Here is a 24255-nt window from a genome sequence, read left to right as displayed (position 1 = left end):
CAGGTGCACGCCCGCACGCGAGCCAGGTGCACGCCCGCACGCGAGCCAGGTGCACGCCCGCACGCGAGCCAGGTGCACGCCCGCACGCGAGCCAGGTGCACGCCCGCACGCGAGCCAGGGCACCCGCCGCACGCGGGCGGCGTCGAAGAAGATGCGCCGAATGATTCGTCTACGACATCAGCTCCAAAGCACGCCAACCCCATTGCCCCGATCCGGTCGGGTCCAACAGCGGACACGCCGTGACCAGGCAGTCACCCAGTCGCCCCACCGGACGAGGCGCGGCCGACAACAAACGCACACGCCCCGACACCCATCCGCCGAGCCGGCTGACGCCCACTGGTCAGCGTCAGCCGCCGAACGCGGGCCACATGGCCGCCGGGCGTCGGCGGCCATGTGGCTGCGGGGCCGGACACGAGACCCCGGGGGTGATCAGGCCGGGCTGGTCTCGGCGGCGAGGACGGTCAGGATCTGCTCGCCGTACTTGGCGAGCTTGCTCTCACCGACCCCGCTGACCCGCGACAGCTCGGTCAGCGAGGCGGGCGCGTCGCTGGCGATCTGGCGCAGGGTGGCGTCGTGGAAGATCACGTACGCCGGGAGGCCCTGCTCCTTGGCGGTGGCCGCCCGCCAGGCGCGCAGCCGTTCGAAGAGCGACGCGGCGGCCGGCGTCAGGTCGGCGACCACGGTGGCCGCGCCGCGCGGCTTTGACGAGCGACTCGAGGCGGGCCTCTCCGGTTCGCGGCGCATTGTCACGACACGTCGGCGGCCCAGCACGTCGGCGCTCGCCTCGGTCAGGGCCAGCGTGCCGTAATCGCCCTCCACGGCGAGCAGCCCTTCGGCGAGCACCTGCCGGACCACGCCGCGCCACTCGGCCTCGCTCAGCTCGGTGCCGATGCCGAAGACGGTCAGCGAGTCGTGACCGTGCTGAGTGATCTTGTCGGTCTGTTTGCCGAGCAGGATGTCGATGCAGTGCCCTGCGCCGAACCGCTGGTTGCGCTCGCGGTCCAGCCGGAAGACGGTGGAGAGCAACTTCTGGGCGGCGACCGTGCCGTCCCAGGATTCCGGTGGGTTGAGGCAGGTGTCGCAGTTGCCGCAGGCCGCCGTCGTGGTCTCGCCGAAGTATTCGAGCAGTTGGACCCGCCGACAGCGCACCGTCTCGCAGAGCGCGAGCATCGCGTCCAGGTGTGCGGCGAGGTTGCGGCGGTGGGCGAGGTCGCCGTCCGACGTCTCGATCATCTTGCGCTGCTGGACGACGTCCTGGAGCCCGTACGCCAGCCAGGCGGTGGACGGCAGCCCGTCGCGGCCGGCGCGGCCGGTCTCCTGGTAGTAGCCCTCGACCGACTTGGGCAGGTCGAGGTGGGCGACGAAGCGGACGTCCGGCTTGTCGATGCCCATGCCGAAGGCGATGGTGGCGACCATGACCAGGCCGTCCTCGCGCAGGAAGCGCTGCTGGTTGGCGGCGCGGGTGGCCGCGTCCAGGCCGGCGTGGTACGGCAGGGCGGCGATGCCGTTGGCGGTGAGGAACTCCGCCGTCTTGTCCACCGAGGCGCGGGACAGGCAGTAGACGATGCCGGCGTCGCCGGGGTGCTCGTCGCGCAGCAGGGCCAGCAGTTGCTTACGCGGCTCCCGTTTGGGCACGATCCGGTACTGGATGTTGGGCCGGTCGAAGCTGGCCACGAAGTGCCGGGCGTCGTCGAGATTGAGGCGGGTGGCGATCTCGGTGCGGGTGGCGCTCGTCGCGGTGGCGGTCAGCGCGATGCGGGGGACCTGCGGCCAGCGCTCGTGCAGCATCGACAGCGCGAGGTAGTCGGGCCGGAAGTCGTGCCCCCACTGGGACACGCAGTGCGCCTCGTCGATCGCGAACAGGGAGATGCGCCCCCGGTCCAGCAGGGCGAGGGTGGATCGGACGCCGAGCGCCTCCGGGGCCAGGTAGAGCAGGTCCAACTCGCCGGCGACGAAGGCCGCCTCGACCCGGCGCCGAGCGTCGAGTGTCTGGGTCGAGTTGAGGAAGCTGGCCCGGACGCCGACTGCGGTGAGCGCGTCCACCTGGTCCTGCATGAGCGCGATCAGCGGGGAGACGACGACGGCGACACCGTCGCGGACCAGGGCCGGGATCTGGTAGCACAGCGACTTGCCGCCGCCGGTGGGCATGAGCACCAGCGCGTCGCCGCCGGACACGACGTGGTCGATGACCTCCTGCTGGAAGCCGCGGAAGGCGTCGTAGCCGAACACCCGGCGCAGCACCGGCAGCGCGCCCTCGGTCCGCAGGTCGGTGGGGGAAGCCATCCGGGGAGTCTACGAGCCCACCCCGACACCGCCCGCCCGGCGCACCCGGGGTGCCCCGGCCGACGTTCCCGGTCGTCCCCGCGACGCATACCCGTCGCGACGCGGCCGGGGAGATAGAGTCGCTGATTGACCATTCGCGGCCGATGGCGGTCGCGGCGCCACGGCTTGGGGGTACGGGTGAGCGAGGCGCGCACAGCCGCTGACCGGATCGACGACCCGGCGGCGACCGACGGGCAACCGACAGCCGAGTCGGAGACCACCCTCGTGGTGGTCACCGGGCTCTCCGGCGGTGGCCGCAGCACCGTCGCCCGGGCGCTGGAGAACGTCGGCTACTACGTGGTGGACAACCTGCCGCAGGCGCTGATGTTGGACATGGCGGAGCTGGCGTTCAAGGCCGGCGGCGCGGCCCGGCGTACCGCGATGGTGCTGGACGTGCGCTCCCGCGCCTTCTCCACCGACCTGGTCGGGGCGATCCGTGAGCTCAAGGAGCGCGGTTTCTCGCCCCGGGTGGTCTTCGTCGACGCCGACGACGAGGTGCTGATCCGACGGTTCGAGAGTGTCCGGCGCTCGCACCCGTTGCAGGGCGACGGGCGGTTGGCCGACGGCATCGCCGTGGAGCGCGGGTTGTTGGAGGAGGCCCGCGACCAGGCTGACGTGATCATCGACACCAGCCATCTCAACGTCAACCAGCTTCGTCGGCGCATCGAGGAGCTGTTCGGCGGCGAGGACGCCCGCCGGCTGCGGGTCACCGTGCTGTCGTTCGGCTTCAAGTACGGCCTGCCGCCCGACGCCGACTTCGTGTTGGACGCCCGGTTCCTGCCCAACCCGTACTGGGTGCCGGAGCTGCGGGAGCACACCGGGCGGGAGGAGGCGGTCAGCGCGTACGTGCTGGGCCAGGAGGGCGCGGACGCGTTCGTCGGCTCGTACGCCGACCTGGTCAACGCCACCACCACGGGGTTCGAGCGGGAGGGCAAGCGGTACCTGACGGTGGCCGTGGGCTGCACCGGCGGCAAGCACCGCAGCGTGGCCATCGCCGAGGAGCTGGCCGGCCGGCTGCGTCAGTCCGGGCTGGCGGCCAACGCCCAGCACCGCGACCTGGGGCGGGAATGACGGCGCGCAGGGTGGTGGCGTTCGGCGGTGGGCACGGGCTGTCCGCGTCGCTGCGGGCGCTGCGCCACTGCGCCCCCGAACTCGACCTGGACATCACCGCCGTGGTCACTGTCGGTGACGACGGTGGTTCCAGCGGACGGCTGCGCGCCGAACGGGGCGGTCTGCCGCCGGGCGACCTGCGGCAGGCACTTGTCGCGTTGGCCGGTGACCATCCGGCCACCCGACGCAGTGCCGGGTTGTTCCAGCACCGCTTCGCCGGCGCGCTGGCTGCCGACGTACCACAGGGGAGCGTGACCGACCCGAACCCGGCGGCGGCCCGCGCTGACGGGCTGGCCGGGCACGCGGTGGGCAACCTGGTGCTCTGCGGCCTGATGGAGTTGCTCGGGGACCCGGTGGCGGCGCTGGAGCACGCGGGGGCGATGCTCGGCACGGTCGGTCGGGTGCTGCCGATGTCGCGTCAGCCGGTCGACATCGAGGCGCGGGTGCGCGGCGCGGACCCGGCCGCCCCGGACGAGGTGTGCACGGTACGCGGCCAGCACCAGGTGGCGGTCACCACCGGGCGGGTCGAGTCGCTGCGGCTCACCCCGGCCGCCCCGGCGGCCTGCGCCGAGGCCCTCGCGGCGATCGGCGCGGCGGACTGGTTGATCTTCGGGCCGGGCAGTTGGTACACGAGTGTCCTGCCGCACCTGCTGGTGCCGCAGTTGGCCGACGCGATCGTGTCCAGCTCCGCCCGGCGGCTGGTCACCCTGAACCTGGCTGCCGAGAAGGAGACCCTCGGGCTCTCCGTCGCCGATCATCTCGCGGCGCTGCACTGGTACCTTCCCGAGCTCAAGGTGGATCTCGTGCTCGCCGACGCCAAGGCGGTGGGTGACCCCGAACCGGTCGAACGTGCGGCAGAATCGCTGGGTGCCCGCCTGGTCCTCGCCCCCGTCGCCGTTACCGACGGCACTCCCCGCCATGATCCGGCTGCCCTGGGCGCCGCGCTGGTGCCTGTCCTGGGTGCCGATCGTTAGACACGTACGTAATCTCCGGCGACACGCCGGAACAGGTCCGTGAGGGGACGCACAATGGCGATGACGGCCGCGGTCAAGGACGAGCTGAGTCGGGTCGACGTGCCCAAGCCCTGCTGCCGGCGGGCGGAGATGGCCGCGCTGCTGCGCTTCGCCGGCGGGCTGCACATCGTCTCCGGCCGCGTGGTGGTGGAGGCTGAGCTGGACACCGGCGCGGTGGCGCGCCGGTTGCGCCGGGAGATCGCGGAGGTCTACGGCTATCCCAGCGAGATCCATGTGCTGGCCTCCGGCGGGCTGCGCAAGGGCAGCCACTTCATCGTCCGGGTGGTCAAGGACGGCGAGGCGCTCGCGCGGCAGACCGGCCTGCTGGACGTGCGCGGCCGGCCGGTACGCGGGCTGCCCCCGCACGTGGTGGCGGCGAACGTCTGCTGCGCCGTGTCGGCCTGGCGGGGGGCGTTCATGGCGCACGGCTCGCTCACCGAGCCCGGCCGCTCCAGCGCACTGGAGATCACCTGCCCCGGCCCGGAGTCGGCGCTGGCGCTGGTCGGTGCCGCCCGCCGGATCGGCATCACCGCGAAGAACCGTGAGGTACGCGGGGTGGACCGGGTGGTGGTCAAGGACGGTGACGCGATCGCCGCGCTGCTCACCCGCATCGGCGCGCACTCCAGCGTGCTGGCCTGGGAGGAGCGCCGGGTCCGCCGTGAGGTGCGGGCCACGGCCAACCGGCTGGCCAACTTCGACGACGCGAACCTGCGCCGTTCGGCGCGGGCGGCGGTGGCCGCGGCGGCCCGGGTGACCCGGGCACTGGAGATCCTCGCCGACGAGGCGCCCAACCACCTGACCGACGCGGGCCGGCTGCGCCTGGAGCACCGGCAGGCGTCGCTGGAGGAGTTGGGGGCGCTGGCCGAGCCGCCGTTGACCAAGGACGCCATCGCCGGGCGGATCCGCCGGCTGCTGGCGCTGGCCGACAAGCGAGCCCGCGACCTGGGCATCCCGGATACCGAAGCAGCCGTCACGCCCGACATGCTCGTGGTCTGATAGGGCGGTAGGGCCGCACGGTGCGTCCGGGGCACGACCCGGCGCAGCGTGGTCCCGCACGCTCGGATATGGTCGCTGAGTACGGCAAGGGGGCCGACACAGGCACTCCTCGTCGTGCTTACCGCCTCGGGCGGTCAGGTCCTCAGACCGCGGCGGGGTGGCCGAGATGAACCGTCAACGGCCGGCTCCAGCGGTCGGCGCACACCACTTCGCCGGCCCGTTGTCGCAGCCGGCGGACCAGAACGCGAGGAGATGGGACCTGTGACCATCCGGGTTGGCATCAACGGCTTCGGCCGGATCGGCCGTAACTTCTTCCGGGCAGTGCTGGCGTCGGGCGCCGACGTCGAGGTCGTGGCGGTGAACGACCTGACCGACAACGCCACGCTCGCCCACCTGCTCAAGTACGACAGCATCCTCGGTCGCCTGCCGCACGAGGTCAAGGCCACCGCCGACGAGATCACCGTCGGGGGCAAGACCATCAAGGCGTACGCCGAGCGGGACCCGTCGAAGCTGCCGTGGGGCGACCTCGGTGTCGACGTCGTCATCGAGTCGACCGGCTTCTTCACCGACGCCACCAAGGCCAAGGCGCACGTCGACGGCGGCGCCAAGAAGGTCATCATCTCCGCTCCGGCGAAGAACGAGGACGTCACCGTCGTCATGGGTGTCAACCACGACACCTACGACCCGGCGAAGCACACCATCATCTCCAACGCTTCGTGCACCACCAACTGCCTCGCTCCGATGGCGAAGGTCCTGCACGACACGTTCGGCATCCAGCACGGTCTGATGACGACGATCCACGCGTACACCCAGGACCAGAACCTCCAGGACGCGCCGCACTCGGACCTGCGTCGGGCCCGGGCCGCCGCGCTGAACATCGTGCCGACCTCGACCGGCGCCGCGAAGGCCATCGGCCTGGTGCTGCCGGACCTGAAGGGCAAGCTCGACGGGTACGCGCTGCGGGTGCCGATCCCCACCGGCTCGGTCACCGACCTGACCGTCAACGTGGGTCGTGAGACCACCGTGGACGAGGTCAACGCCGCGCTGAAGGCCGCCGCGGACGGCCCGCTCAAGGGCATCTTGGTCTACAACGAGGACCCGATCGTCTCCAGCGACATCGTCACCGACCCGGCGTCGTGCATCTTCGACGCGCCGCTGACCAAGGTGGTCGGCAACCAGGTCAAGGTCGTCGGCTGGTACGACAACGAGTGGGGCTACTCCAACCGGCTCGTCGACCTGGTCAAGTTGGTCGGTAGCTCGCTGTGAGCATCCGGACCCTCGACGATCTGCTCGCCGAGGGGGTGTCGGGTCGGCGCGTGCTGGTACGCGCCGACCTGAACGTCCCGCTCGACAAGCAGACCGGTGCCATCACCGATGACGGCCGGATCCGCGCGGTGCTGCCGACCCTCGGTGCGCTGGTCGAGGCCGGCGCCAAGGTGGTCGTCTGCTCGCACCTGGGCCGCCCGAAGGGCGCTCCGGCCCCGCAGTTCAGCCTCAGCCCGGTCGCTGGGCGGCTCGGCGAGCTGCTCGGCGCGCCGGTGCACTTCGCCACCGACACGGTCGGTGACTCCGCCCGCTCCACTGTCGAGGGCCTGGCCGACGGCCAGGTCGCCCTGCTGGAGAACCTGCGTTTCAACGCCGGTGAGACCAGCAAGGACGAGGCCGAGCGGGGCGCGTTCGCCGACCAGCTCGCCGCGTTCGGCGACGCGTACGTCGACGACGCGTTCGGCGCCGTGCACCGCAAGCACGCCAGTGTCTACGACGTGCCGGCGCGGCTGCCGCACGTCGCCGGTCGGCTGGTGCTGCGCGAGGTCGAGGTGCTCTCCACGCTCACCAGCGAGCCCGAGCGGCCGTACGTGGTGGTGCTCGGCGGGTCCAAGGTCTCCGACAAGCTGGCGGTGATCGAGGCGCTGCTGCCGACGGTCGACCGGCTGCTCATCGGCGGCGGGATGTGCTTCACCTTCCTCAAGGCCCAGGGCCTGGAGGTGGGCACCTCGCTGCTGGAGGAGGACATGGTCGAGACCTGCCGCAACCTGCTGGAGCGGTCCTCGGGCAAGATCATGCTTCCGGTCGACGTGGTGGTCGCGGACGCGTTCGCGCCGGACGCCGCGCACGACACGGTCCGCGTCGACGGCATCCCGAGTCACCGGCTCGGCCTGGACATCGGCCCGGAGACGGTGGCCGGCTTCGCCGCCGCGCTGTCACAGGCGAAGACGATCTTCTGGAACGGTCCGATGGGCGTGTTCGAGATGGCGGCGTTCGCGGCCGGCACCCGGGGGATCGCCGAGGCGATCACCAAGGCGGACGCGTTCAGCGTCGTCGGTGGCGGCGACTCCGCCGCAGCGGTGCGTGCCCTCGGGCTGGACGAGTCGAGCTTCAACCACATCTCCACCGGCGGCGGCGCCTCCCTGGAGTATCTCGAGGGCAAGGCCCTCCCCGGCATCGCGGCCCTGGAGAACTGAATGGCGAGCACGACCCGTCGGCCGTTGATGGCCGGCAACTGGAAGATGAACCTCAACCACCTCGAGGCCAACCTGCTCGTGCAGAAGCTGGCCGCGAGCCTGAACGAGAAGCAGCTCACCGAGGTCGAGACGGTGGTGCTGCCGCCGTTCACCGACCTGCGCACGGTGCAGACCGCGGTGGACGGGGACAAGCTGCTGATCGGCTACGGCGGGCAGGACCTCTCCCCGCACGCCGGGGGCGCGTACACCGGGGACATCTCCGGCGCGATGCTCGCCAAGCTCGGCTGCACGTACGTGGCGGTCGGGCACTCCGAGCGGCGGGCCTACCACCACGAGGACGACACGGTGGTCAACGCCAAGGTGAAGGCGGCGCTCACGCACGGCCTGACCCCGATCCTCTGCGTGGGGGAGGGGCTGGACGTCCGCGAGCAGGGCACCCACGTGGCGCACTGCTCCGACCAGCTCGACGGGGGCCTCGCCGGCCTCACCGCCGAGCAGGTCCGCCAGGTCGTGGTCGCGTACGAGCCGGTGTGGGCGATCGGCACCGGCAAGACGGCCACCCCGGAGGACGCCCAGGAGGTCTGCGCGGCGGTCCGTCAGCGGCTTGCCGAGCGGTTCGACCAGGAGACCGCCGACCAGGTCAGGGTCCTGTACGGCGGCTCGGTCAAGGCGTCCAACGTCGCCTCGATCATGGGGCAGCCGGACGTGGACGGTGCCCTCGTGGGGGGCGCCAGCCTGGACGCGGAGGAATTCGCGCAGATCTGCCGGTTCCCCGAGCACATCGCCCGCTGATCGCTCGCTATCCTTGACACCGCCCGTCCGCCGGTCGGTGCCGCCGTGCCCGATCAGACCGGGCGAGGATCGCTACGAGAGGACTGCCCCCAGCCATGCCGATCTGGTTCGCATACACGTTGATCGTGTTGCTGGTCATCACGAGCATCCTGCTCACCTTGCTCATCCTGCTGCACCGCGGCAAGGGCGGCGGTCTGTCGAGCATGTTCGGCGGTGGCGTCAGCTCCAGCCTCGCCGGCTCCTCGGTCGCCGAGAAGAACCTGGACCGTTACACCGTTCTGGTGGGCGTTGTCTGGTTCGCTGCCATCGTCGGGCTGGGGCTCTGGCTTCGCCTCCAGATGAGCGGCGTTGCCTGAGCAGGCTCGTCAAGCCGTACAATCTGCGCGCGGTCCGTCACCTCGACGGGCCGCGCGCAGGCTTTTCTCCGCTGCACACCGCGTCGCCCGCCGCCCATCCCTGACGGCGGCGGGTCCCCTCCGACGACAGGAGCGAGCAGCCGTGCCAAGTGGCAACGTCATCCGAGGCGCCCGGGTCGGGTCCGCACCGATCCGCCCGGACGAGCGACACCATCCCGCCCCGCGACGGGACGTCACCTACTGGTGCCGCAACGACCACCGGACCGACATCCGGATCGCGGCGGAGGCCGCGGCGCCGCCGGTGTGGGACTGCCCCCGCTGTGGGCTTCCGGCCGGCCAGGACGAGCAGAACCCACCCGGTCGGGTGCGCGCCGAACCGTACAAGAGCCATCTGGCGTACGTGAAGGAGCGGCGTACCGCCGAGGAGGGTGAGGCGCTGCTGGCCGAGGCACTCGCCGCGCTGCGCCGCCGCCGGGGCGAGTGAGACGCAGGGCCCCTCGCGAACGAGGGGCCCTGCGATTCGATTCAGCGCAGGCTGCGCAGGCGGGCGGGCACGTCGACGGCCGCCGCCCGGTCCAGCAGCCAACGGGTACGGTCCACGCCGTGGACCCCGGCGGCCGGCAACTGCACCGGACCGGCCCCGGCGAGCGCCATGCCCACCGCGCGGGCCTTGTCCGCGCCACCGGCCACGAGCCAGATCTCCTCGGCGGTGTTGATCGTCGGCAGGGTGAGCGTGGTCCGCACCGGCGGCGGCTTCGGGCTGCCCCGCACCGCGCTGACCGGCCGGGTCTCATAGTGCACCGGGTGCCCCGGGAAGATCGAGGCGATGTGCCCGTCCTCCCCGACGCCCAGCATCAGCACGTCGAAGTGCGGCAGCGCGGCGGGCCGGGCGGCGCGGGCCAACTCCTCCGCGTACAGGGCGGCGGCCGCCTCGGGGTCGTTGCCGGCCGGGCCGTCGGACGCCGGCATCGGGTGCACCCGGGCCGGGTCCAGCGGCACCATGTCCAGCAGGGCGGCGCGGGCCTGGGTTTCGTTGCGCTCCGGATCCCCGGCGGGCAGGAACCGCTCGTCGCCCCACCACACGTCGACCCGGGACCAGTCCACCGCGTCGCGGGCCGGCAGCTGCCCCACCGCGCGGTACACGGCCGCGGCGACCCGCCCACCGGTGAGCACCACCGAGGCCTCACCCCGGTCGGCCTGGGCGTCGAGCAGCTTCACCAGCAGCCGAGCCGCCACGGCCTGCGCCAGCAGGTCGGCGTCGGCGTGAACGGCGACACTCGCCTCACTCATCGGTTGTGCCTTCGTTTCCCGACCGCACGCGGCGGTCGCTGTCGCATCGTGCCGGGGCGGGCTGCCCCGGAGGTGCCGGGGCGGAAGCCGGGAGCGTCCCGGCCCCGCCCCGCTGTCGTGCTCCGGACGACCGGGCTCAGCGCTCGCTCGTGCCGGTGTGCGCGGTCACCCCGGCCTCCGCGCGCTGGGCGGTCGCGGGATCCTTCCAGACGTGCACCCGCTGCGGAGAGCGCTGCTCCAGCCCGCGCAACCCGACGGTCGCGCCCAGCGCCTCCGCGTACACCTGGTCGGCGTCCAGGCGGCGCAGTTCCTCGGCCAGCTCGTCACCGAGCGGGCGGCGGACCAGCGGCAGAGCCCGGTCGTCCTGGCCCGTCCGTCGGAACACGGCCATGCTGTCCTCGCGGGTCAGCGTGAGCTGGTCGCCGTTGGCGCAGCTCAACTGCACCTCCCGCATCCGGGGGAACTCGTTGGTGTCCACCCGGCGGGGGGTGATGCCCAGCCGGCTGGACAGCCAGCCGACCATCAACTCCGCGGTCGGGTCGCTGGACGGCGCGACCACTGTCGCCTCGGTGACCTTCGCCTGGGTGGTGTCGAACGCCCCGGCGACGAGGGTCCGCCACGGGGTGATCCGCGTCCACGCCAGATCGGTGTCACCCGGCGCGTAGTCGTGCGCCCGCTGCCGCAGCGCGGCGATCGGGTCGGCCGCCTGCGCGCTGTCGGTGATCCGCCGGTCGGCGACCACGCCGAGGAAGTCGGTGGCGATCTCCGCCGGAGGCTCACCGTGCCACCAGGTCACCACCGGTACGTCCGGCACCAGCAGCGGCATCACCACCGACTCGGCGTGCAGGGCGAGCCGCCCGTACATCCGGGTGACGACCGCCTCGCACGGGCCGAGCCGGCCGCCGACCACGATCTCCGCGTCCAGCCGGTTGCGGTCCCGCTCGATGTCGGAGCGGACCACCACCAGCAGTCGGCACGGGTGAGCGGCCGCAGCGATCGTCGCCGCCGCCTCCGCCTCCCGCACCCGCTTCTCGTCCACCACCACGATGAGGGTGAGCGCCATCCCGCTGGCCACACCGCCGGCGCTGCGCCGCTCGGCGGCGAGCGCCTTGACCACCTCGTTGCCGGTGGTGTCCCACAGCCCGATCACTGGAGCCTCCTGGTCTGCTCGCTCACGCGCGCCGCCACGCCCGGCCCTCGCGGGCCAGCATCTCGTCAGCCGCCCGCGGCCCCCACTCGCCGGCGCGGTACGGCTCCGGCTTGGTGCCCTCCCAGGCATGCTCCAGCGGGTCGATCACCTGCCAGCTCTGCTCGACCTCGGCCGCGTCCGGGAACAGCGTGCGGTCGCCGATCAGCACGTCCAGCACCAGGCGCTCGTACGCCTCCGGGCTGGACTCGGTGAACGCCTCGCCGTACTGGAAGTCCATCGCGATGTCGCGGACCTCCATGGTGGTGCCGGGCACCTTCGAGCCGAACTTGAGCACCACGCCCTCGTCCGGCTGCACCCGGATCACCAACTGGTTGTTGCCCAACGACTCCATGTCGGCGTCGTTGAACGGCAGGTGCGGCGCCTTCTTGAACATGATGGCGACCTCGGTGACCCGCCGGGGCAGCCGCTTGCCGGCCCGGATGTAGAACGGCACCCCGGCCCAGCGGCGGTTCTGGATGCCCAGCCGCACCGCCACGTACGTCTCCGTGGTGGATTCGGCCGGCACGCCGTCCTCATCCAGGTAACCGACCGCGCGCTCGCCGCCGACCCAACCGGGCAGGTACTGGCCGCGGACGGTGTCCCGGGCCACGTCCTTCGGCAGGGTGATCGCCTTGAGCACCTTCAGCTTCTCGGCCCGGATCTCGTCGGCGTCGAAGCTGGTCGGCTCCTCCATGGCCACCAGAGCCAGGAGTTGGAGCAGGTGGTTCTGGAGCACGTCGCGGGCGGTGCCGACAGTGTCGTAGAAGCCCGCACGGCTGCCGATGCCGACGTCCTCGGCCATGGTGATCTGCACCGAGTCGACGTACTTGGAGTTCCACAGCGGCTCGAACAGGTTGTTGGCGAACCGCAGGGCGAGGATGTTCTGAACCGTCTCCTTGCCCAGGTAGTGGTCGATCCGGAAGACGTCCTGGCGGGTGAACACGTCGTCGACCAGGTCGTTGAGCGCCTTGGCCGACGGCAGGTCGTTGCCGAAGGGCTTCTCCACCACCACCCGGCGCCAACCGCCGGACTTGTCGTTGTCGGCCATCCCGGTGCGGGCCAACTGCTTGAGCACGACGGGGAACGCGGCCGGCGGGATGGAGAAGTAGAACGCCGCGTTGCCGGTGATGCCGTGGGTCTGACGCAGCTCGTCAAGCGTCGACGCGAGATGGTCGAAGGCGGCGTCGTCGTCGAAGGACCCGCCCACGAACTTGATGTTGCCGGCCAGCCGCGCCCAGACCTCGTCCCGCCAGGGGGTACGGGCGTGCTTGCGGGCCGCCTCGCAGGCGAGGGTCTCGAAGTCGCCGTCGCCCCAGTCCCGCCGGGCGAAGCCGAGCACCACGAAACCCGGCGGCAGCAGCCCCCGGTTCGCCAGGTCGTAGACGGCGGGCAGCAGCTTCTTACGGGCCAGGTCGCCGGTCACCCCGAAGATCACCAGAGCGCACGGCTCGGGGATCCGGGGCAACCGGCGGTCCTGCGGGTCGCGCAGCGGGTTCACGCCGCCTTCTCGCTCCGCGTCAGTCACATCGTCCATCCTCACGTTCGCAGCTCACCGGCCGCGTCGAGCAGTTGGGCGATGCCGGCGGCCCGGTCGGTCAGGTGCAGCCACAGGACGGGCCGCTCCCGGCCCGCGAGGGCCTGCCGGTCCCCGGCGGCCTGCGCCGCCTGCAGCTCCCCGAAGGTGTACGGCTTGCCCGGCACCGCCAGGTCCTCCGCGACCGCGCCGGTCACCTGCAGGTAGCTGCCCACCTGCGGGCCACCCTTGTGGTACTGGCCGGTGGAGTGCAGGAACCGTGGCCCCCAACCGAAGGTGACCGGACGGCCGCTCGCCTCGGCCAGCAGCGGCCGCAGCCGGGCCGCGTCGGCGTCGGCGAAGCGGTCCAGGTACGCCATCGTGGCCAGGTAGCCGTCGTCGCCCAGCCCGTCGAGCAGCCAGCGCAGCACGCCGGCCAGGTCACCCGGGGCGCCCTGCGGCGCGTACACCTCGATCGCGCCCTCGGTGAACGACGGCGACTCCGCCGGCAGGCCCGAGGCCAGGAGCTTGTTGGTGTTCTCCTTGGACTCGGTGACGTTCGGCTGGTTGAACGGGTCGATGCCGAGCACCACGCCGGCCACGGCGGTGGCGTACTCCCAGGCCAGGAACTGCGCGCCGAGCGGGCCGTTCACGGCCACGTCCGGGTTGGCGCCGCCGCCAGGCACGTCACCGGCGCCCAGCGCGCCGCCGTAGCTGACGGTCAGCACGTCCGGCCCGGTGGCGCCCGGGCTCTGCGGGGATTCCACCACCACCGGCAGGATGCCCACCCCGGCCTTGCCGGTCGACTCGGCGATGAGTTGCTCGGCCCAGTCGCCGAGCCCGTCGATGCCGGTGCCGTCGGACACCAGCGCGACCTTGTCGCGGGCCAGCGTCGCGGCGGCACCGAGCGCGGCGCCCAGCGCCAGCGCCGGGTTGTCGCGGTCCCCGGCGAGGGACTGGGCCAGCGCGTCGGCCTGGTCGAGCAGTTCGGCGATCTCGACCCCGGCCAGCGCGGAGGGGACCAGCCCGAACGCGGTAAGCGCCGAGTACCGGCCGCCCACGTTCGGGTCGGCGAGCACGGTGAACGCGCCCATCTCGGTGGCGGTGGTCGCCAGCGGCGAGCCCGGGTCGGTGACGATGACGAAGTGCCGGCCGGCCTCCGCCTCGCTCATCCCCGCGTCCAGGAACGCCTGCCAGTAGGCACGCCGGTGGCTGTCGGTCTCCACCGTCGAGCCGGACTTGCTGGCCACCACCACGACGGTGCGCTCCAGCCGGTCACCGAGGGCGGCCCGGACCTGGCCCGGGTCGGTGGTGTCCAGCACGGTCAGCGGCCGGCCCAGGGTCCGGGTGATCACCTCGGGGGCCAGCGACGAGCCACCCATGCCGGCCAGCACCACGTGGTCCAGGTCGGCCAGCTCCGCGGTCAGCTCGGCCAGCTGCGCCAGCAGCTCCCGGCTGTGCCGGTGGGTGTCCACCCAGCCGAGGCGGATCTTCGCCTCGGCCTCGGCGTCCGGACCCCACAGGCCCGCGTCCTTGGCCGCGAGCCGACCCGGAACCCCGGCCTTGACCAGCGCTTCCCGCGTCGAGGCGGGCGCGGACTTGTCCACCGCGTCCGCGCCGTGGACGGCGAGACCACCGGCGGCCTCCACGGGCCCTGCGAGAAGGTCACTCATGCGTTACCACCGGCCTTCTCCGCGGCCTTCGCGTTGCCCTTGGCGGCCTTGTTCGGTGCGCCGGTGCCCTTCGCCGCCGCCTCCAGTGACTTGCGGACGCCGTCGAGCAGCTCCTGCCAGCTGGCCTCGAACTTCTCCACGCCCTCGCGCTCCAGGGTGGCGATCACGTCGGCCATGTCCACCCCGACCGACTCCAGGTCCGTGAAGACCGTCCGGGCCGCGTCGTAGGCGCCGGTGATGGTGTCCGCGCGGGTCTCGCCATGATCGGCGTACGCGTGGATGACCGACTCCGGCATGGTGTTGACCGTGCCGGGGGCGATCAGCTCCTCGACGTAGATCACGTCGCGGTAGTCCGGGTTCTTCGTCGACGTGGACGCCCACAGCGGCCGCTGCGGGTGCGCGCCGGCAGCGGCGAGCGCCTTCCAGCGGTCGGAGGAGAACACCTCGGTGTAGCGCTCGTACGCCAGCTGGGCGTTCGCGACAGCGGCGCGCCCCTTCAGTCCTAGCGCGCGCTCTTTGCCTGCGGTGTCGGAAGCCTTGTCGGCCATCCGATCCAATCGCTTGTCGACCTCGGAGTCGACGCGGGAGACGAAGAACGACGCCACCGAGCCGATGGTGGACAGGTCGTGCCCGTTGGCCTTGGCCTGCTCCAGGCCGGCCAGGAACGCCTCCATCACCGCCGAGTAGCGGTCCAGTCCGAAGATCAGCGTCACGTTGACACTGATGCCCTCGGCGAGCGTGGCGGTGATCGCCGGCAGCCCCGCCTCGGTGGCCGGGATCTTGATGAAGAGGTTGGGCCGGTCGACCAGCCACCACAGCGCCTTGGCCTCGGCGACCGTCCGGTCACTCTCGTGCGCCAGGCGCGGGTCCACCTCGATCGAGACCCGCCCGTCCACGCCGTCGCTCCCGTCGTACGACGGGCGCATCACGTCGCACGCCCACCGCACGTCGTACGTGGTGAGCATGCGCACCGACTCCTCGACCTCCACGCCACGGACGGCGAGGTCGCGCAACTGCCAGTTGTACTCGTCTGCGTCGCTCAGCGCCTTTGCGAAGATCGTCGGGTTGGTGGTGACCCCGGCGACGTGCTTCTCCCGCCGGAGCTGGTCCAGCCCACCGGAGCTGAGTCGTACCCGGGACAGATCGTCGAGCCAGACCGCCACGCCCGCGGCGGTGAGTTCGTTCAGCTTGTCGGTCATGCCGTCCACGCTCCCTCAGTTGCCGGTCGTGAAACCGGTGATGTCGCCCACCCGGGCCAGCGAGGCGTGCGCCGCCGCCACGATCCGGTCGGGGGTGAACCCGAACTGCTCGAAGAGCACGGTGTGCGGGGCGCTCGCCCCGTAGTGCTCCAGGCTGACGCTCTCGCCGAGGTCACCGACGATGCCGCGCCAGGACATCGCGATGCCCGCCTCCACGCTCACCCGTGCCTTTACCCCGCGCGGAAGGACCGACTCCCGGTAGGCCTCATCCTGCTCGTAGAACCACTCCTGGCAGGGCATCGACACCACCCGGGTCGGGGTGCCGTCGGCCTCCAGCCGCTCCCGGGCGGTCAGGCAGAGCTGCACCTCGGAGCCGGTGCCGACGATGATCACCTGCGGCTTGCCGTTGGACGCCTCGGCCAGCACGTAGCCACCCTTGGCCACGCCGTCCGCGCCACCCAGCACGGCCCGGTCGAGGGTCGGCAGCGGCTGACGGCTCAGCGCCAGCGCGGTCGGCCGGTCGGTGTGCTCCAGCGTCATCCGCCACGCCCAGGCGGTCTCGTTGGCGTCCGCCGGGCGGACCACGTCCAGGCCCGGGATGGCGCGCAGCGCGGTCAGGTGCTCCACCGGCTGGTGGGTCGGGCCGTCCTCGCCCAGGCCGATCGAGTCGTGCGTCCAGACGTACGTCACCGGCAGCTTCATCAACGCGGCCAGGCGCACCGACGGACGCATGTAGTCGCTGAACACCAGGAACGTGCCGCCGTACGGGCGGGTGCCGCCGTGCAGGGCGATGCCGTTCAGGATGGCGCCCATGGCGTGCTCGCGGATGCCGAAGTGCAGCGTGCGGCCGTACTCGTGGCCCGGGAAGTCCTTGGTGGCGTGCGTGGCCGGAATGAACGACGGCTCGCCCTTCATGGTGGTGTTGTTGCTCTCGGCCAGGTCGGCCGAACCACCCCACAGCTCCGGCAGCACCGGCGCGAGAGCCTCCAGCACCTTGCCGGACGCGGCGCGGGTGGCCACGCCCTTGGCGTCGGCGGGGAAGGTGGGCAGCGCGTCGGCCCAGCCGTCCGGCAGCACCCGGCCGGCCATCCGCTCGTAGAGCGCCGCGCGCTCCGGGTTGGCCTTCTTCCAGGCGTCGAACGCGGTGGTCCACTCCTGCTGCGCCTCGGAGCCGCGGCTCATCACCTGCCGGGCGTGGCCGAGCACCTCCTCGTTGACCTCGAAGGTCTGCTCCGGGTCGAAGCCGAGGATCTGCTTGGTGGCCTTCACCTCGTCGGCGCCGAGCGCCGACCCGTGGATCTTGCCGGTGTTCTGCTTGTTCGGCGCGGGCCAGCCGATGATGGTGCGCAACGCGATGAAGGAGGGACGCCCGGTCTCGGCCTTGGCCGCCACCAGCGCCCGGTGCAGGGCCTCGGCGTCCTCGTGGTAGTCACCCTGGTCGGCGTCACCGCTACGCCAGTCGACGGTTTGCACGTGCCAGCCGTACGCCTCGTAGCGGGCCGCCACGTCCTCGCTCTTGGCGATCCGGGTGTCGTCCTCGATCGAGATCTCGTTGTCGTCGTAGACCACGGTGAGGTTGCCCAGCTGCTGGTGCCCGGCCAGGGCGCTGGCCTCGTGGCTGATGCCCTCCTCGATGTCACCGTCGGAGACGATGCACCAGATGTCGTGGTCGAAGACCGACGTGCCGGGCTCGGCCTCCGGGTCGAACAGGCCGCGCTCGCGGCGGGCCGCCATGGCCATGCCGACCGCGTTGCCGAGGCCCTGCCCGAGCGGGCCGGTGGTGGTCTCCACGCCCGGCGTGTGGCCGTGCTCGGGGTGACCCGGGGTGAGCGAGCCCCACTGCCGCAGCGACTTCAGGTCGTCCAGGCTCAGCGGGTAGCCGGACAGGAACAGCTGGATGTAGAGGGTCAGGCTGGAGTGCCCGGCGGAGAGCACGAACCGGTCGCGGCCGGCCCAGTTCGGGTCGGCCGGGTTGTGCCGCATCACGCGGTTGAAGAGAAGGTAGGCCGCGGGCGCGAGGCTCATCGCGGTGCCCGGGTGGCCGTTGCCGGATTTCTCCACGGCATCCATGGCCAGCACGCGGACGGTGTCGACAGCCCGGCGATCGAGGTCGGACCAGTTGAGTTCGGAGTGCGCGGGTCGATTGGCAGCCACGATGGTTGTGCTCCTCGGCAGATGGGCGGAACCCTCACTGGTGACCTTATCGAGCGTGACTAAACGTCCGCCCGGGGATCTCTGCATGGTCTGCGGTACGGGATCGGGCGCTGAGTCGTTCAACCCGGTGGTGTGACGGCTCGCACCGTTGTCGGGTCGGCCGGGCAGCCAAAACGACGACGCGTAGTGTGTGGGTCGGTGTGCAGGCCCGCAGCGGTCCGCCGAACCAATCTCCCCAGGCCGAGGCCGGAAGGTGGCAATCCGTGAGCATGATCACCGAGCGCCCCGCGAGCAATCCCGCCGGGCAGCCCCCGGCGCGCTCGGGCGAGCGTCCGGTGGCGCGGCGGAACGTGCGCGCGGTCGTCTCGGCGTACGTGGCGCTCACCAAGCCGCGGATCGTGGAGCTGCTGCTGGTCACCACCATTCCGGCGATGATGCTCGCCGAGGGGGGCCTGCCGTCGCTGTGGCTGATGGCCGTGGTGCTGATCGGCGGCTCGCTCGCCGCCGGCGCGGCCAGCGTGCTCAACTGCTACATCGACCGGGACATCGACCAGTTGATGCGGCGCACCAAGCGTCGGCCGCTGCCGGCGCACACCGTGTCGCCGCGCAGCGCGCTGGTCTTCGGTCTGGTGCTGGCGGCGATCTCGATCGTCCTGATGGCGGCGTTCACCAACCTGCTCGCCGCAGGGCTGACCCTCGCCGCGATCGTCTACTACGACGTCGTCTACACGATGTGGCTCAAGCGCTCCACCCCGACGAACACGTTCTGGGGCGGCGCCTGCGGTGCCGCTCCGGTGCTCATCGGGTGGGCGGCGGTGACCGGCTCGCTGGCTCCGGCCGCCTGGGGGCTGTTCGCGGTGGTCTTCTTCTGGCAGATGCCGCACTTCTACCCCCTCGCGATGAAGTACAAGGACGACTACGCGCGGGCCGGCATCCCGATGCTGCCCGTGGTGGCCTCCACCCGCCGGGTGAACGCCGAGATCCTGATCTTCGCCTGGCTCACGGTGCTCACCTCGCTCGCCGTCTGGCCGCTGGGGCTCAGCGCGATCTACGGCGTGCCGACCCTCGTGGTGGGCGCCATCTTCATCGTCGAGGCGCACCGGCTCTGCCGTCGGGCGACGCGCGGCGAGGCGGTCAAGCCGATGCGACTGTTCCACTGGTCGACGACGTACCTGACGATCGTCTTCGTGGCCGTCGCGCTCGACGCGCTGATCTGACGCGCGCCGCGCGGTCCCCGCGCGCTCGGCCTTCGACGGCGCCGGGAATCCCGTTACTAGTCATGGTGATGGATGAGTTGTCCTGGTTTAACGTCACATCAGAGTAACTTTCGCCATGAGTCGGATCGACTCAACCTGCGGCCTGTCGAGGTCGATTTGACCGGGAGGTTCACGGGTAAAAGTCCGGATATATCCGGGCAGACAACCTGTGCTCTTCCTTAAACCTGTAGGTAATTGGCATCACAAAAGCTTCATGGTTCTCGCCCGCACGAGTGGAACTCTGCTTAGGCTTCGCGTCATGGCAGATGGTTCCGATACGACGCTGACGGCCGAGCAGACCACCAGCGACCAGGCACCGCAGGGCTTGGTCGCGGGCCTCAAGTCGTTCGCCGCCGGGCACGGCGGCGCGAAGGCGGTCATCGAGTACGTCGGCAAGCGTGGCGCGCGAATCGTTCTCGTGGGCTCCGACGGTGAGTGGGGCGACCAGTTCGCCGACGACACCGTCACCGCCCGGGAGGCGTGCGCCAAGGCGGGAGTCACCGTCGAGAACGCCTGGGAGCGTGAACTGATGGACCAGATGCGTCCGAGCAACGACCTCTGGCGGTCGATGGCCCGGCGCACGATGGCCCGCTGAATAGACACCTGAATTGACCAACCACCACCAGTCGGCCCGGGGGAAACCCCGGGCCGCTCTCGTTACCTGTGCCGAGCTGGCAGACCTGGACCCGGACGACCGGCTGGTCCTCGCCCCGCTCGCCGCCCGTGGCGTTGCCGTCGAGCCCGCGGTCTGGGACGACCCCGACGTCGACTGGCCCGCCTACGACCTGGCGGTGCTCCGCTCACCCTGGGACTACGCGCTGCGCCGCGACGAGTTCGTCGACTGGGCGGCCTCCGTCCCAGCGCTGCTCAACCCGGCCGACGTGGTCCGCTGGAACACCGACAAGCGCTACCTGGCCGAGCTGAGCGCCTCCGGGGTGCCGACCGTGCCGACGTCCTGGGTGGCGCCGGGGGAGGCCTGGCAGCCGCCCGCCGAGAGCGGCGAGTACGTGCTCAAGCCCGCCGTCAGCGTCGGCAGCCAGGACACCGGCCGCTACGACCTGGCGGACCCGGAGCACCGGGCCCTGGCCACGGCGCACGTCCGCCGGCTGTCCGACGCCGGCCGGGTGACCATGGTCCAGCCGTACCTGCGCGCCGTCGACACCGAGGGCGAGACGGCACTGCTCTTCCTGGCCGGCCCGGACGGGCTCACGTTCAGCCACGCGATCCGCAAGGGCCCGATGCTGACCGGGCCGGATCTCGGCCCGGAGGGGCTCTACAAGGCCGAGGAGATCAGCGCCCGCACCGCTCGACCCGAACAGTTGGCGGTGGCCGAGAAGACCCTCGCCGCGGTGCCCGGCGGCACGCGGCGGCTGCTCTACGCCCGGGTCGACCTGATCCCCGGCCCGGATGGTGAGCCGGTCCTGGTCGAGCTGGAGCTGACCGAGCCGTCACTCTTCATCGGGTACGCCGACGGTGCCCCCGATCGCCTCGCCGAGGCCATCGTCACCCACCTGTCCCGCCGCCACTGAGCCGCGCCGGCCGGCTGCCGAGAGTGTCGGTAGTCCAGGATCGCCCACGTTGGCGCGGGCCCGCGTGGGTCAGGCGTTGACCGGGACCGGGGCGGCGGATTCGGTCGGGGTCGTCTCGGGTGCCGGCGCGGCCGGACGGCGCTCACGCGTCGACCACTGCACCGAGAGGGTGGCCAGCAGCACCAGACACGAACCGAGCATGTGCGCGCCGACCAGGATCGCCGGCACGTGGGTGAAGTACTGCACGAAGCCGATGACGCCCTGGCCCAACTCCACCGCGAGCAGGACGATCGCGGCCCGGGTGGCCCGCTGCGCGCCGACCGCGCGGAACGCGAAGATCAGCGCCACCGTGAGGCCGAGCAGCAGGAAGACGCTGTCGGCATGCACCTGGGAGATCGACTCCGGGTCGAGCCCGTTGCGGGCCGCGCCGTGGTCGCCGGCGTGCGGGCCGCTGCCGGTCACCCAGGTGCCGATGACCAGCACGGCGACGCTGACGCCGGTGGTGATCCGGGCGAGGGTGCGCAGAGGCGTGGGAACCACGGCCACGGTCGGGCCGTCCGGGTCGCCGATGCGTCGCCAGAGGGCGTACGCGGCGGCGATCACCGCCATCGAGGCGAGGAAGTGCAGCCCGACCACCCACGGGTTGAGGTTGGTGAGCACGGTGATGCCACCGAGCACCGCCTGGGCGGGAATGCCCAGGAAGACCGCGACGGCCAACGCCAGCAGCCCGGGCCGGCGCGGGCGGTGTGCCAGCACAGCCAGCAGGGTGGCGAGCGCGATCAGGCCCACCGCGAAGGTCAGCATCCGGTTGCCGAACTCGATCACCCCGTGCACGCCCATCTCGGCCGTGTTGACGTACGAGGTGTCGGTGCACCGGGGCCAGGTGGGGCAGCCGAGGCCCGAGGCGGTCAGTCGGACGGCCCCGCCGGTGACGACGATGCCCACGTTCGCGATGATGGAGGCGAGCGCGAGGCGGCGCAGCAGGATGCCGGAGACCGGACGGACGAATCGGTTCACGGCGCAAATCCTACGCACCGTAGTGATCGAGGTTCGTCCGACTCTGCCGGCTCGGTGGTTCGGATCACCGGGACCCGGGTTTGCGACCCTCCAGGTAATTACGTAACGTTGGCGTTGTGAAAAACGCGGCGGCGCTCTCCGGGCGACAGCCGACGGCCGCAGTGGCCGTCGGTGCGGCCCCGTCCGCTCCCGTCGTGACCACGCCTGGCCCGTTCGGCGGCACCGCGGCGACCGAGGTCTCCACCCGCGACCGGGTCACCCAGCTGCTGCTGGAGCGGGGTGCCACCACCGCCGCGCAGCTCGGCCTGGCGTTGGGCCTGAGCCCGGCGGCGATCCGCCGGCACCTGGACGCGATGCTCGCCGACGGCGACGTCGTGTCCCGTGAGCAGACGGTGCTGGGCAGCCGCGGTCGGGGGCGCCCGGCCAAGGTGTTCATGCTGACCGAGGCGGCCCGGGGTCGCTGCGGCACTCACCACTACGACAACATGGCCACCGCCGCGCTGCGCTGGATCGCCCGCAGCGGTGGCTCGGACGCGGTCGAGGCGTTCGCCACCGAGCAGGTGTCCGCCCTGGAGTCGCGCTGCCGGGCCGCCATGGAGGACGCCGGCGACGACCCCCTCGCGCGGGCGGAGGCACTCGCCGGAGCGCTCACCTCCGAGGGTTACGCTGCCAACGCGACCACGATCGCCTCCGGCGGTCAGCTCTGCCAACACCACTGCCCGGTGGCTCACGTGGCCGCCGAGTTTCCCCAGCTGTGCGAGGCCGAAACCGCGGTGATCTCCCGCCTGGTCGGCACCCACGTGCAGCGCCTGGCCACCATCGCGCACGGCGACGGGGTGTGCACCACGCACATCCCGACCCAGCCGAGCCGCGCCCAGTCCGGTAATCCCGTCACCACTGTGAGGACAGATAGATGACCGAGCAGATCGTCCAGCCACTGACCCAGGAAGAGCAGCTCGCCGCCCTGGGCCGCTACGAGTACGGCTGGTCCGACTCGGACGCCGCCGGGGCGGTCGCCCAGCGCGGCATCAACGAGGCCGTGGTGCGGGACATCTCGGCCAAGAAGAGCGAGCCGGCCTGGATGCTCGACCTGCGCCTGAAGGGTCTTCGGCTGTTCGGCCGTAAGCCGATGCCGGCCTGGGGCGCGGACCTCACCGGCATCGACTTCGACAACATCAAGTACTTCGTGCGGTCCACCGAGAAGCAGGCCACCAGCTGGGAGGACCTGCCCGAGGACATCAAGAACACCTACGACCGGCTGGGCATCCCGGAGGCGGAGAAGCAGCGGCTGGTCGCCGGCGTCGCGGCGCAGTACGAGTCCGAGGTCGTCTACCACAAGATCCGTGAGGACCTTGAGGAGCAGGGCGTCCTCTTCCTGGACACCGACACGGCGCTGCGCGAGCACGAGGACGTCTTCAAGGAGTACTTCGGCACGGTGATCCCGGTCGGCGACAACAAGTTCGCCGCGCTGAACACCTCCGTGTGGTCCGGTGGCTCGTTCATCTACGTGCCGAAGGGTGTGCAGGTGGAGATCCCGCTGCAGGCCTACTTCCGGATCAACACGGAGAACATGGGCCAGTTCGAGCGGACGCTGATCATCGTCGACGAGGGTGCGTACGTGCACTACGTCGAGGGCTGCACCGCGCCGCTCTACTCCTCCGACTCGCTGCACAGCGCGGTCGTGGAGATCATCGTCAAGAAGAACGCGCGCTGCCGCTACACGACCATCCAGAACTGGTCGAACAACGTCTACAACCTGGTCACCAAGCGCGCCGTCTGTCACGAGGGCGCGACCATGGAGTGGGTCGACGGCAACATCGGCTCCAAGGTGACCATGAAGTACCCGGCGGTCTACATGACCGGCGAGCACGCCAAGGGCGAGGTGCTCTCGGTGGCGATGGCCGGCGAGGGCCAGCACCAGGACGCCGGCGCCAAGATGGTGCACGCCGCGCCGCACACCTCCTCGACGATCATCTCCAAGTCGATCGCCCGGGGCGGCGGCCGCACCTCGTACCGGGGTCTGGTGCAGGTGCTGGAGGGCTCGCACCACAGCCGGAGCACGGTCAAGTGCGACGCGCTGCTGGTCGACACGATCTCCCGCTCGGACACCTACCCGTACGTCGACATCCGCGAGGACGACGTGTCGATGGGGCACGAGGCGACCGTCTCCAAGATCAGCGATGACCAGCTCTTCTACCTGATGAGCCGGGGCCTGAGCGAGGACGAGGCGATGGCCATGATCGTCCGTGGCTTCATCGAGCCGATCGCCAAGGAACTCCCGATGGAGTACGCCCTGGAGCTCAACCGCCTGATCGAACTCCAGATGGAGGGCGCGGTCGGCTGACGCCGGCTGATCCCTTCCGGCCGACCTGACATCGTCGTGG

21 protein-coding genes are annotated in these 24255 nt (G+C 71.4%); 13 read left to right on the top strand and 8 right to left on the bottom strand.

Annotated elements, in window-relative coordinates; translation table 11 throughout:
- Positions 1-429: 429 nt before the first annotated feature.
- Entirely contained in the window at positions 430-2283 is a 1854-nt protein-coding gene (recQ, locus tag ABZ808_RS30740; protein WP_357012900.1) for a DNA helicase RecQ, read from the bottom strand.
- Between the two features lie 207 nt (positions 2284-2490).
- Here recQ and rapZ point away from each other — a divergent pair, with 207 nt between their 5' ends.
- From rapZ to ABZ808_RS30700, 8 genes are all read left to right on the top strand, one after another.
- Positions 2491-3393 carry an RNase adapter RapZ gene (gene rapZ, locus ABZ808_RS30735; RefSeq protein WP_357012905.1) on the top strand — a complete coding sequence of 301 codons (903 nt, stop codon included), beginning with the start codon at positions 2491-2493 and terminating at the stop codon, positions 3391-3393.
- The gene (locus tag ABZ808_RS30730) at positions 3390-4406 is read left to right on the top strand and encodes a 2-phospho-L-lactate transferase CofD family protein (protein WP_357012899.1); all 1017 of its coding nucleotides are present in this window, start codon (positions 3390-3392) and stop codon (positions 4404-4406) included. The genes rapZ and ABZ808_RS30730 overlap by 4 nt, the downstream gene beginning before the upstream one ends.
- 54 nt (positions 4407-4460) lie before the next feature.
- Complete coding sequence (gene whiA / locus ABZ808_RS30725; RefSeq protein ID WP_074312802.1) at positions 4461-5441, top strand: DNA-binding protein WhiA; 981 nt, start codon at positions 4461-4463, stop codon at positions 5439-5441.
- A gap of 261 nt (positions 5442-5702) precedes the next feature.
- Positions 5703-6707, top strand: coding sequence for a type I glyceraldehyde-3-phosphate dehydrogenase (gene gap, locus ABZ808_RS30720; protein WP_357012898.1), 1005 nt, complete (start codon positions 5703-5705; stop codon positions 6705-6707).
- Positions 6704-7903: a phosphoglycerate kinase gene (locus tag ABZ808_RS30715; protein ID WP_357012897.1), complete on the top strand. Its 1200-nt coding sequence runs from the start codon at positions 6704-6706 to the stop codon at positions 7901-7903. Before gap ends, ABZ808_RS30715 begins: the two co-directional genes overlap by 4 nt.
- Entirely contained in the window at positions 7904-8695 is a 792-nt protein-coding gene (gene tpiA, locus ABZ808_RS30710) for a triose-phosphate isomerase (RefSeq protein WP_357012896.1), read from the top strand.
- Between the two features lie 95 nt (positions 8696-8790).
- Positions 8791-9051, top strand: a complete 261-nt coding sequence (gene secG, locus ABZ808_RS30705; protein ID WP_357012895.1) for a preprotein translocase subunit SecG — start codon at positions 8791-8793, stop codon at positions 9049-9051.
- A gap of 142 nt (positions 9052-9193) precedes the next feature.
- Positions 9194-9535 (top strand): RNA polymerase-binding protein RbpA, encoded by a 342-nt coding sequence (locus ABZ808_RS30700; protein WP_357012894.1) that lies wholly within the window; start codon positions 9194-9196, stop codon positions 9533-9535.
- A gap of 41 nt (positions 9536-9576) precedes the next feature.
- On the opposite strand, the gene pgl is transcribed toward ABZ808_RS30700, so the two are convergent.
- The 6 genes from pgl to tkt all read right to left on the bottom strand — a co-directional run bounded on the left by pgl (position 9577) and on the right by tkt (position 18069).
- Positions 9577-10341, bottom strand: coding sequence for a 6-phosphogluconolactonase (pgl, locus tag ABZ808_RS30695; RefSeq protein WP_357012893.1), 765 nt, complete (start codon positions 10339-10341; stop codon positions 9577-9579).
- Between the two features lie 136 nt (positions 10342-10477).
- Positions 10478-11491, bottom strand: coding sequence for a glucose-6-phosphate dehydrogenase assembly protein OpcA (locus ABZ808_RS30690; RefSeq protein ID WP_357012892.1), 1014 nt, complete (start codon positions 11489-11491; stop codon positions 10478-10480).
- A 22-nt stretch (positions 11492-11513) separates the two neighbouring features.
- Entirely contained in the window at positions 11514-13064 is a 1551-nt protein-coding gene (gene zwf / locus ABZ808_RS30685) for a glucose-6-phosphate dehydrogenase (RefSeq protein WP_357012891.1), read from the bottom strand.
- Positions 13065-13066: 2 nt separating this feature from the next.
- Positions 13067-14716, bottom strand: a complete 1650-nt coding sequence (locus ABZ808_RS30680; RefSeq protein ID WP_357012890.1) for a glucose-6-phosphate isomerase — start codon at positions 14714-14716, stop codon at positions 13067-13069.
- A complete protein-coding gene (tal, locus tag ABZ808_RS30675; RefSeq protein ID WP_357012889.1) occupies positions 14713-15915 on the bottom strand; it encodes a transaldolase in 1203 nt (400 codons plus the stop codon). Before tal ends, ABZ808_RS30680 begins: the two co-directional genes overlap by 4 nt.
- A gap of 15 nt (positions 15916-15930) precedes the next feature.
- Positions 15931-18069, bottom strand: coding sequence for a transketolase (tkt, locus tag ABZ808_RS30670; RefSeq protein WP_357012888.1), 2139 nt, complete (start codon positions 18067-18069; stop codon positions 15931-15933).
- 263 nt (positions 18070-18332) lie between these two features.
- Between tkt and ABZ808_RS30665 the strand changes: the two genes are divergently transcribed.
- From ABZ808_RS30665 to ABZ808_RS30655, 3 genes are all read left to right on the top strand, one after another.
- Complete coding sequence (locus ABZ808_RS30665; RefSeq protein ID WP_357012887.1) at positions 18333-19286, top strand: heme o synthase; 954 nt, start codon at positions 18333-18335, stop codon at positions 19284-19286.
- Between the two features lie 298 nt (positions 19287-19584).
- The gene (locus ABZ808_RS30660; RefSeq protein WP_357012886.1) at positions 19585-19920 is read left to right on the top strand and encodes a hypothetical protein; all 336 of its coding nucleotides are present in this window, start codon (positions 19585-19587) and stop codon (positions 19918-19920) included.
- Positions 19921-19933: 13 nt separating this feature from the next.
- The gene (locus ABZ808_RS30655; RefSeq protein WP_357012885.1) at positions 19934-20854 is read left to right on the top strand and encodes a hypothetical protein; all 921 of its coding nucleotides are present in this window, start codon (positions 19934-19936) and stop codon (positions 20852-20854) included.
- A 69-nt stretch (positions 20855-20923) separates the two neighbouring features.
- On the opposite strand, the gene ABZ808_RS30650 is transcribed toward ABZ808_RS30655, so the two are convergent.
- The gene (locus tag ABZ808_RS30650) at positions 20924-21889 is read right to left on the bottom strand and encodes a COX15/CtaA family protein (protein WP_357012884.1); all 966 of its coding nucleotides are present in this window, start codon (positions 21887-21889) and stop codon (positions 20924-20926) included.
- Positions 21890-22065: 176 nt separating this feature from the next.
- Here ABZ808_RS30650 and ABZ808_RS30645 point away from each other — a divergent pair, with 176 nt between their 5' ends.
- On the top strand, positions 22066-22788 hold the full coding sequence (locus ABZ808_RS30645) for a transcriptional regulator (protein WP_357012883.1): 723 nt from the start codon (positions 22066-22068) through the stop codon (positions 22786-22788).
- The gene (gene sufB, locus ABZ808_RS30640) at positions 22785-24215 is read left to right on the top strand and encodes a Fe-S cluster assembly protein SufB (protein ID WP_357012882.1); all 1431 of its coding nucleotides are present in this window, start codon (positions 22785-22787) and stop codon (positions 24213-24215) included. Before ABZ808_RS30645 ends, sufB begins: the two co-directional genes overlap by 4 nt.
- Positions 24216-24255: the final 40 nt, after the last annotated feature.

The sequence above is a fragment of the Micromonospora sp. NPDC047527 genome, assembly GCF_040643015.1.
Classification (GTDB): domain Bacteria; phylum Actinomycetota; class Actinomycetes; order Mycobacteriales; family Micromonosporaceae; genus Micromonospora.
Note: the sequence above shows the minus strand (reverse complement) of the source record. Positions and strands in the feature narration are given on the sequence as shown.

Bases quoted from the DNA above. Each gene is read 5' to 3' on its own strand.
- recQ (WP_357012900.1), bottom strand. From the start codon at position 2,283: ATGGCTTCCCCCACCGACCTGCGGACCGAGGGCGCGCTGCCGGTGCTG.
- ABZ808_RS30730 (WP_357012899.1), top strand. From the start codon at position 3,390: ATGACGGCGCGCAGGGTGGTGGCGTTCGGCGGTGGGCACGGGCTGTCC.
- whiA (WP_074312802.1), top strand. From the start codon at position 4,461: ATGGCGATGACGGCCGCGGTCAAGGACGAGCTGAGTCGGGTCGACGTG.
- tpiA (WP_357012896.1), top strand. From the start codon at position 7,904: ATGGCGAGCACGACCCGTCGGCCGTTGATGGCCGGCAACTGGAAGATG.
- secG (WP_357012895.1), top strand. From the start codon at position 8,791: ATGCCGATCTGGTTCGCATACACGTTGATCGTGTTGCTGGTCATCACG.
- pgl (WP_357012893.1), bottom strand. From the start codon at position 10,341: ATGAGTGAGGCGAGTGTCGCCGTTCACGCCGACGCCGACCTGCTGGCG.
- zwf (WP_357012891.1), bottom strand. From the start codon at position 13,064: ATGGACGATGTGACTGACGCGGAGCGAGAAGGCGGCGTGAACCCGCTG.
- ABZ808_RS30680 (WP_357012890.1), bottom strand. From the start codon at position 14,716: ATGAGTGACCTTCTCGCAGGGCCCGTGGAGGCCGCCGGTGGTCTCGCC.
- tal (WP_357012889.1), bottom strand. From the start codon at position 15,915: ATGACCGACAAGCTGAACGAACTCACCGCCGCGGGCGTGGCGGTCTGG.
- ABZ808_RS30660 (WP_357012886.1), top strand. From the start codon at position 19,585: ATGGCAGATGGTTCCGATACGACGCTGACGGCCGAGCAGACCACCAGC.
- sufB (WP_357012882.1), top strand. From the start codon at position 22,785: ATGACCGAGCAGATCGTCCAGCCACTGACCCAGGAAGAGCAGCTCGCC.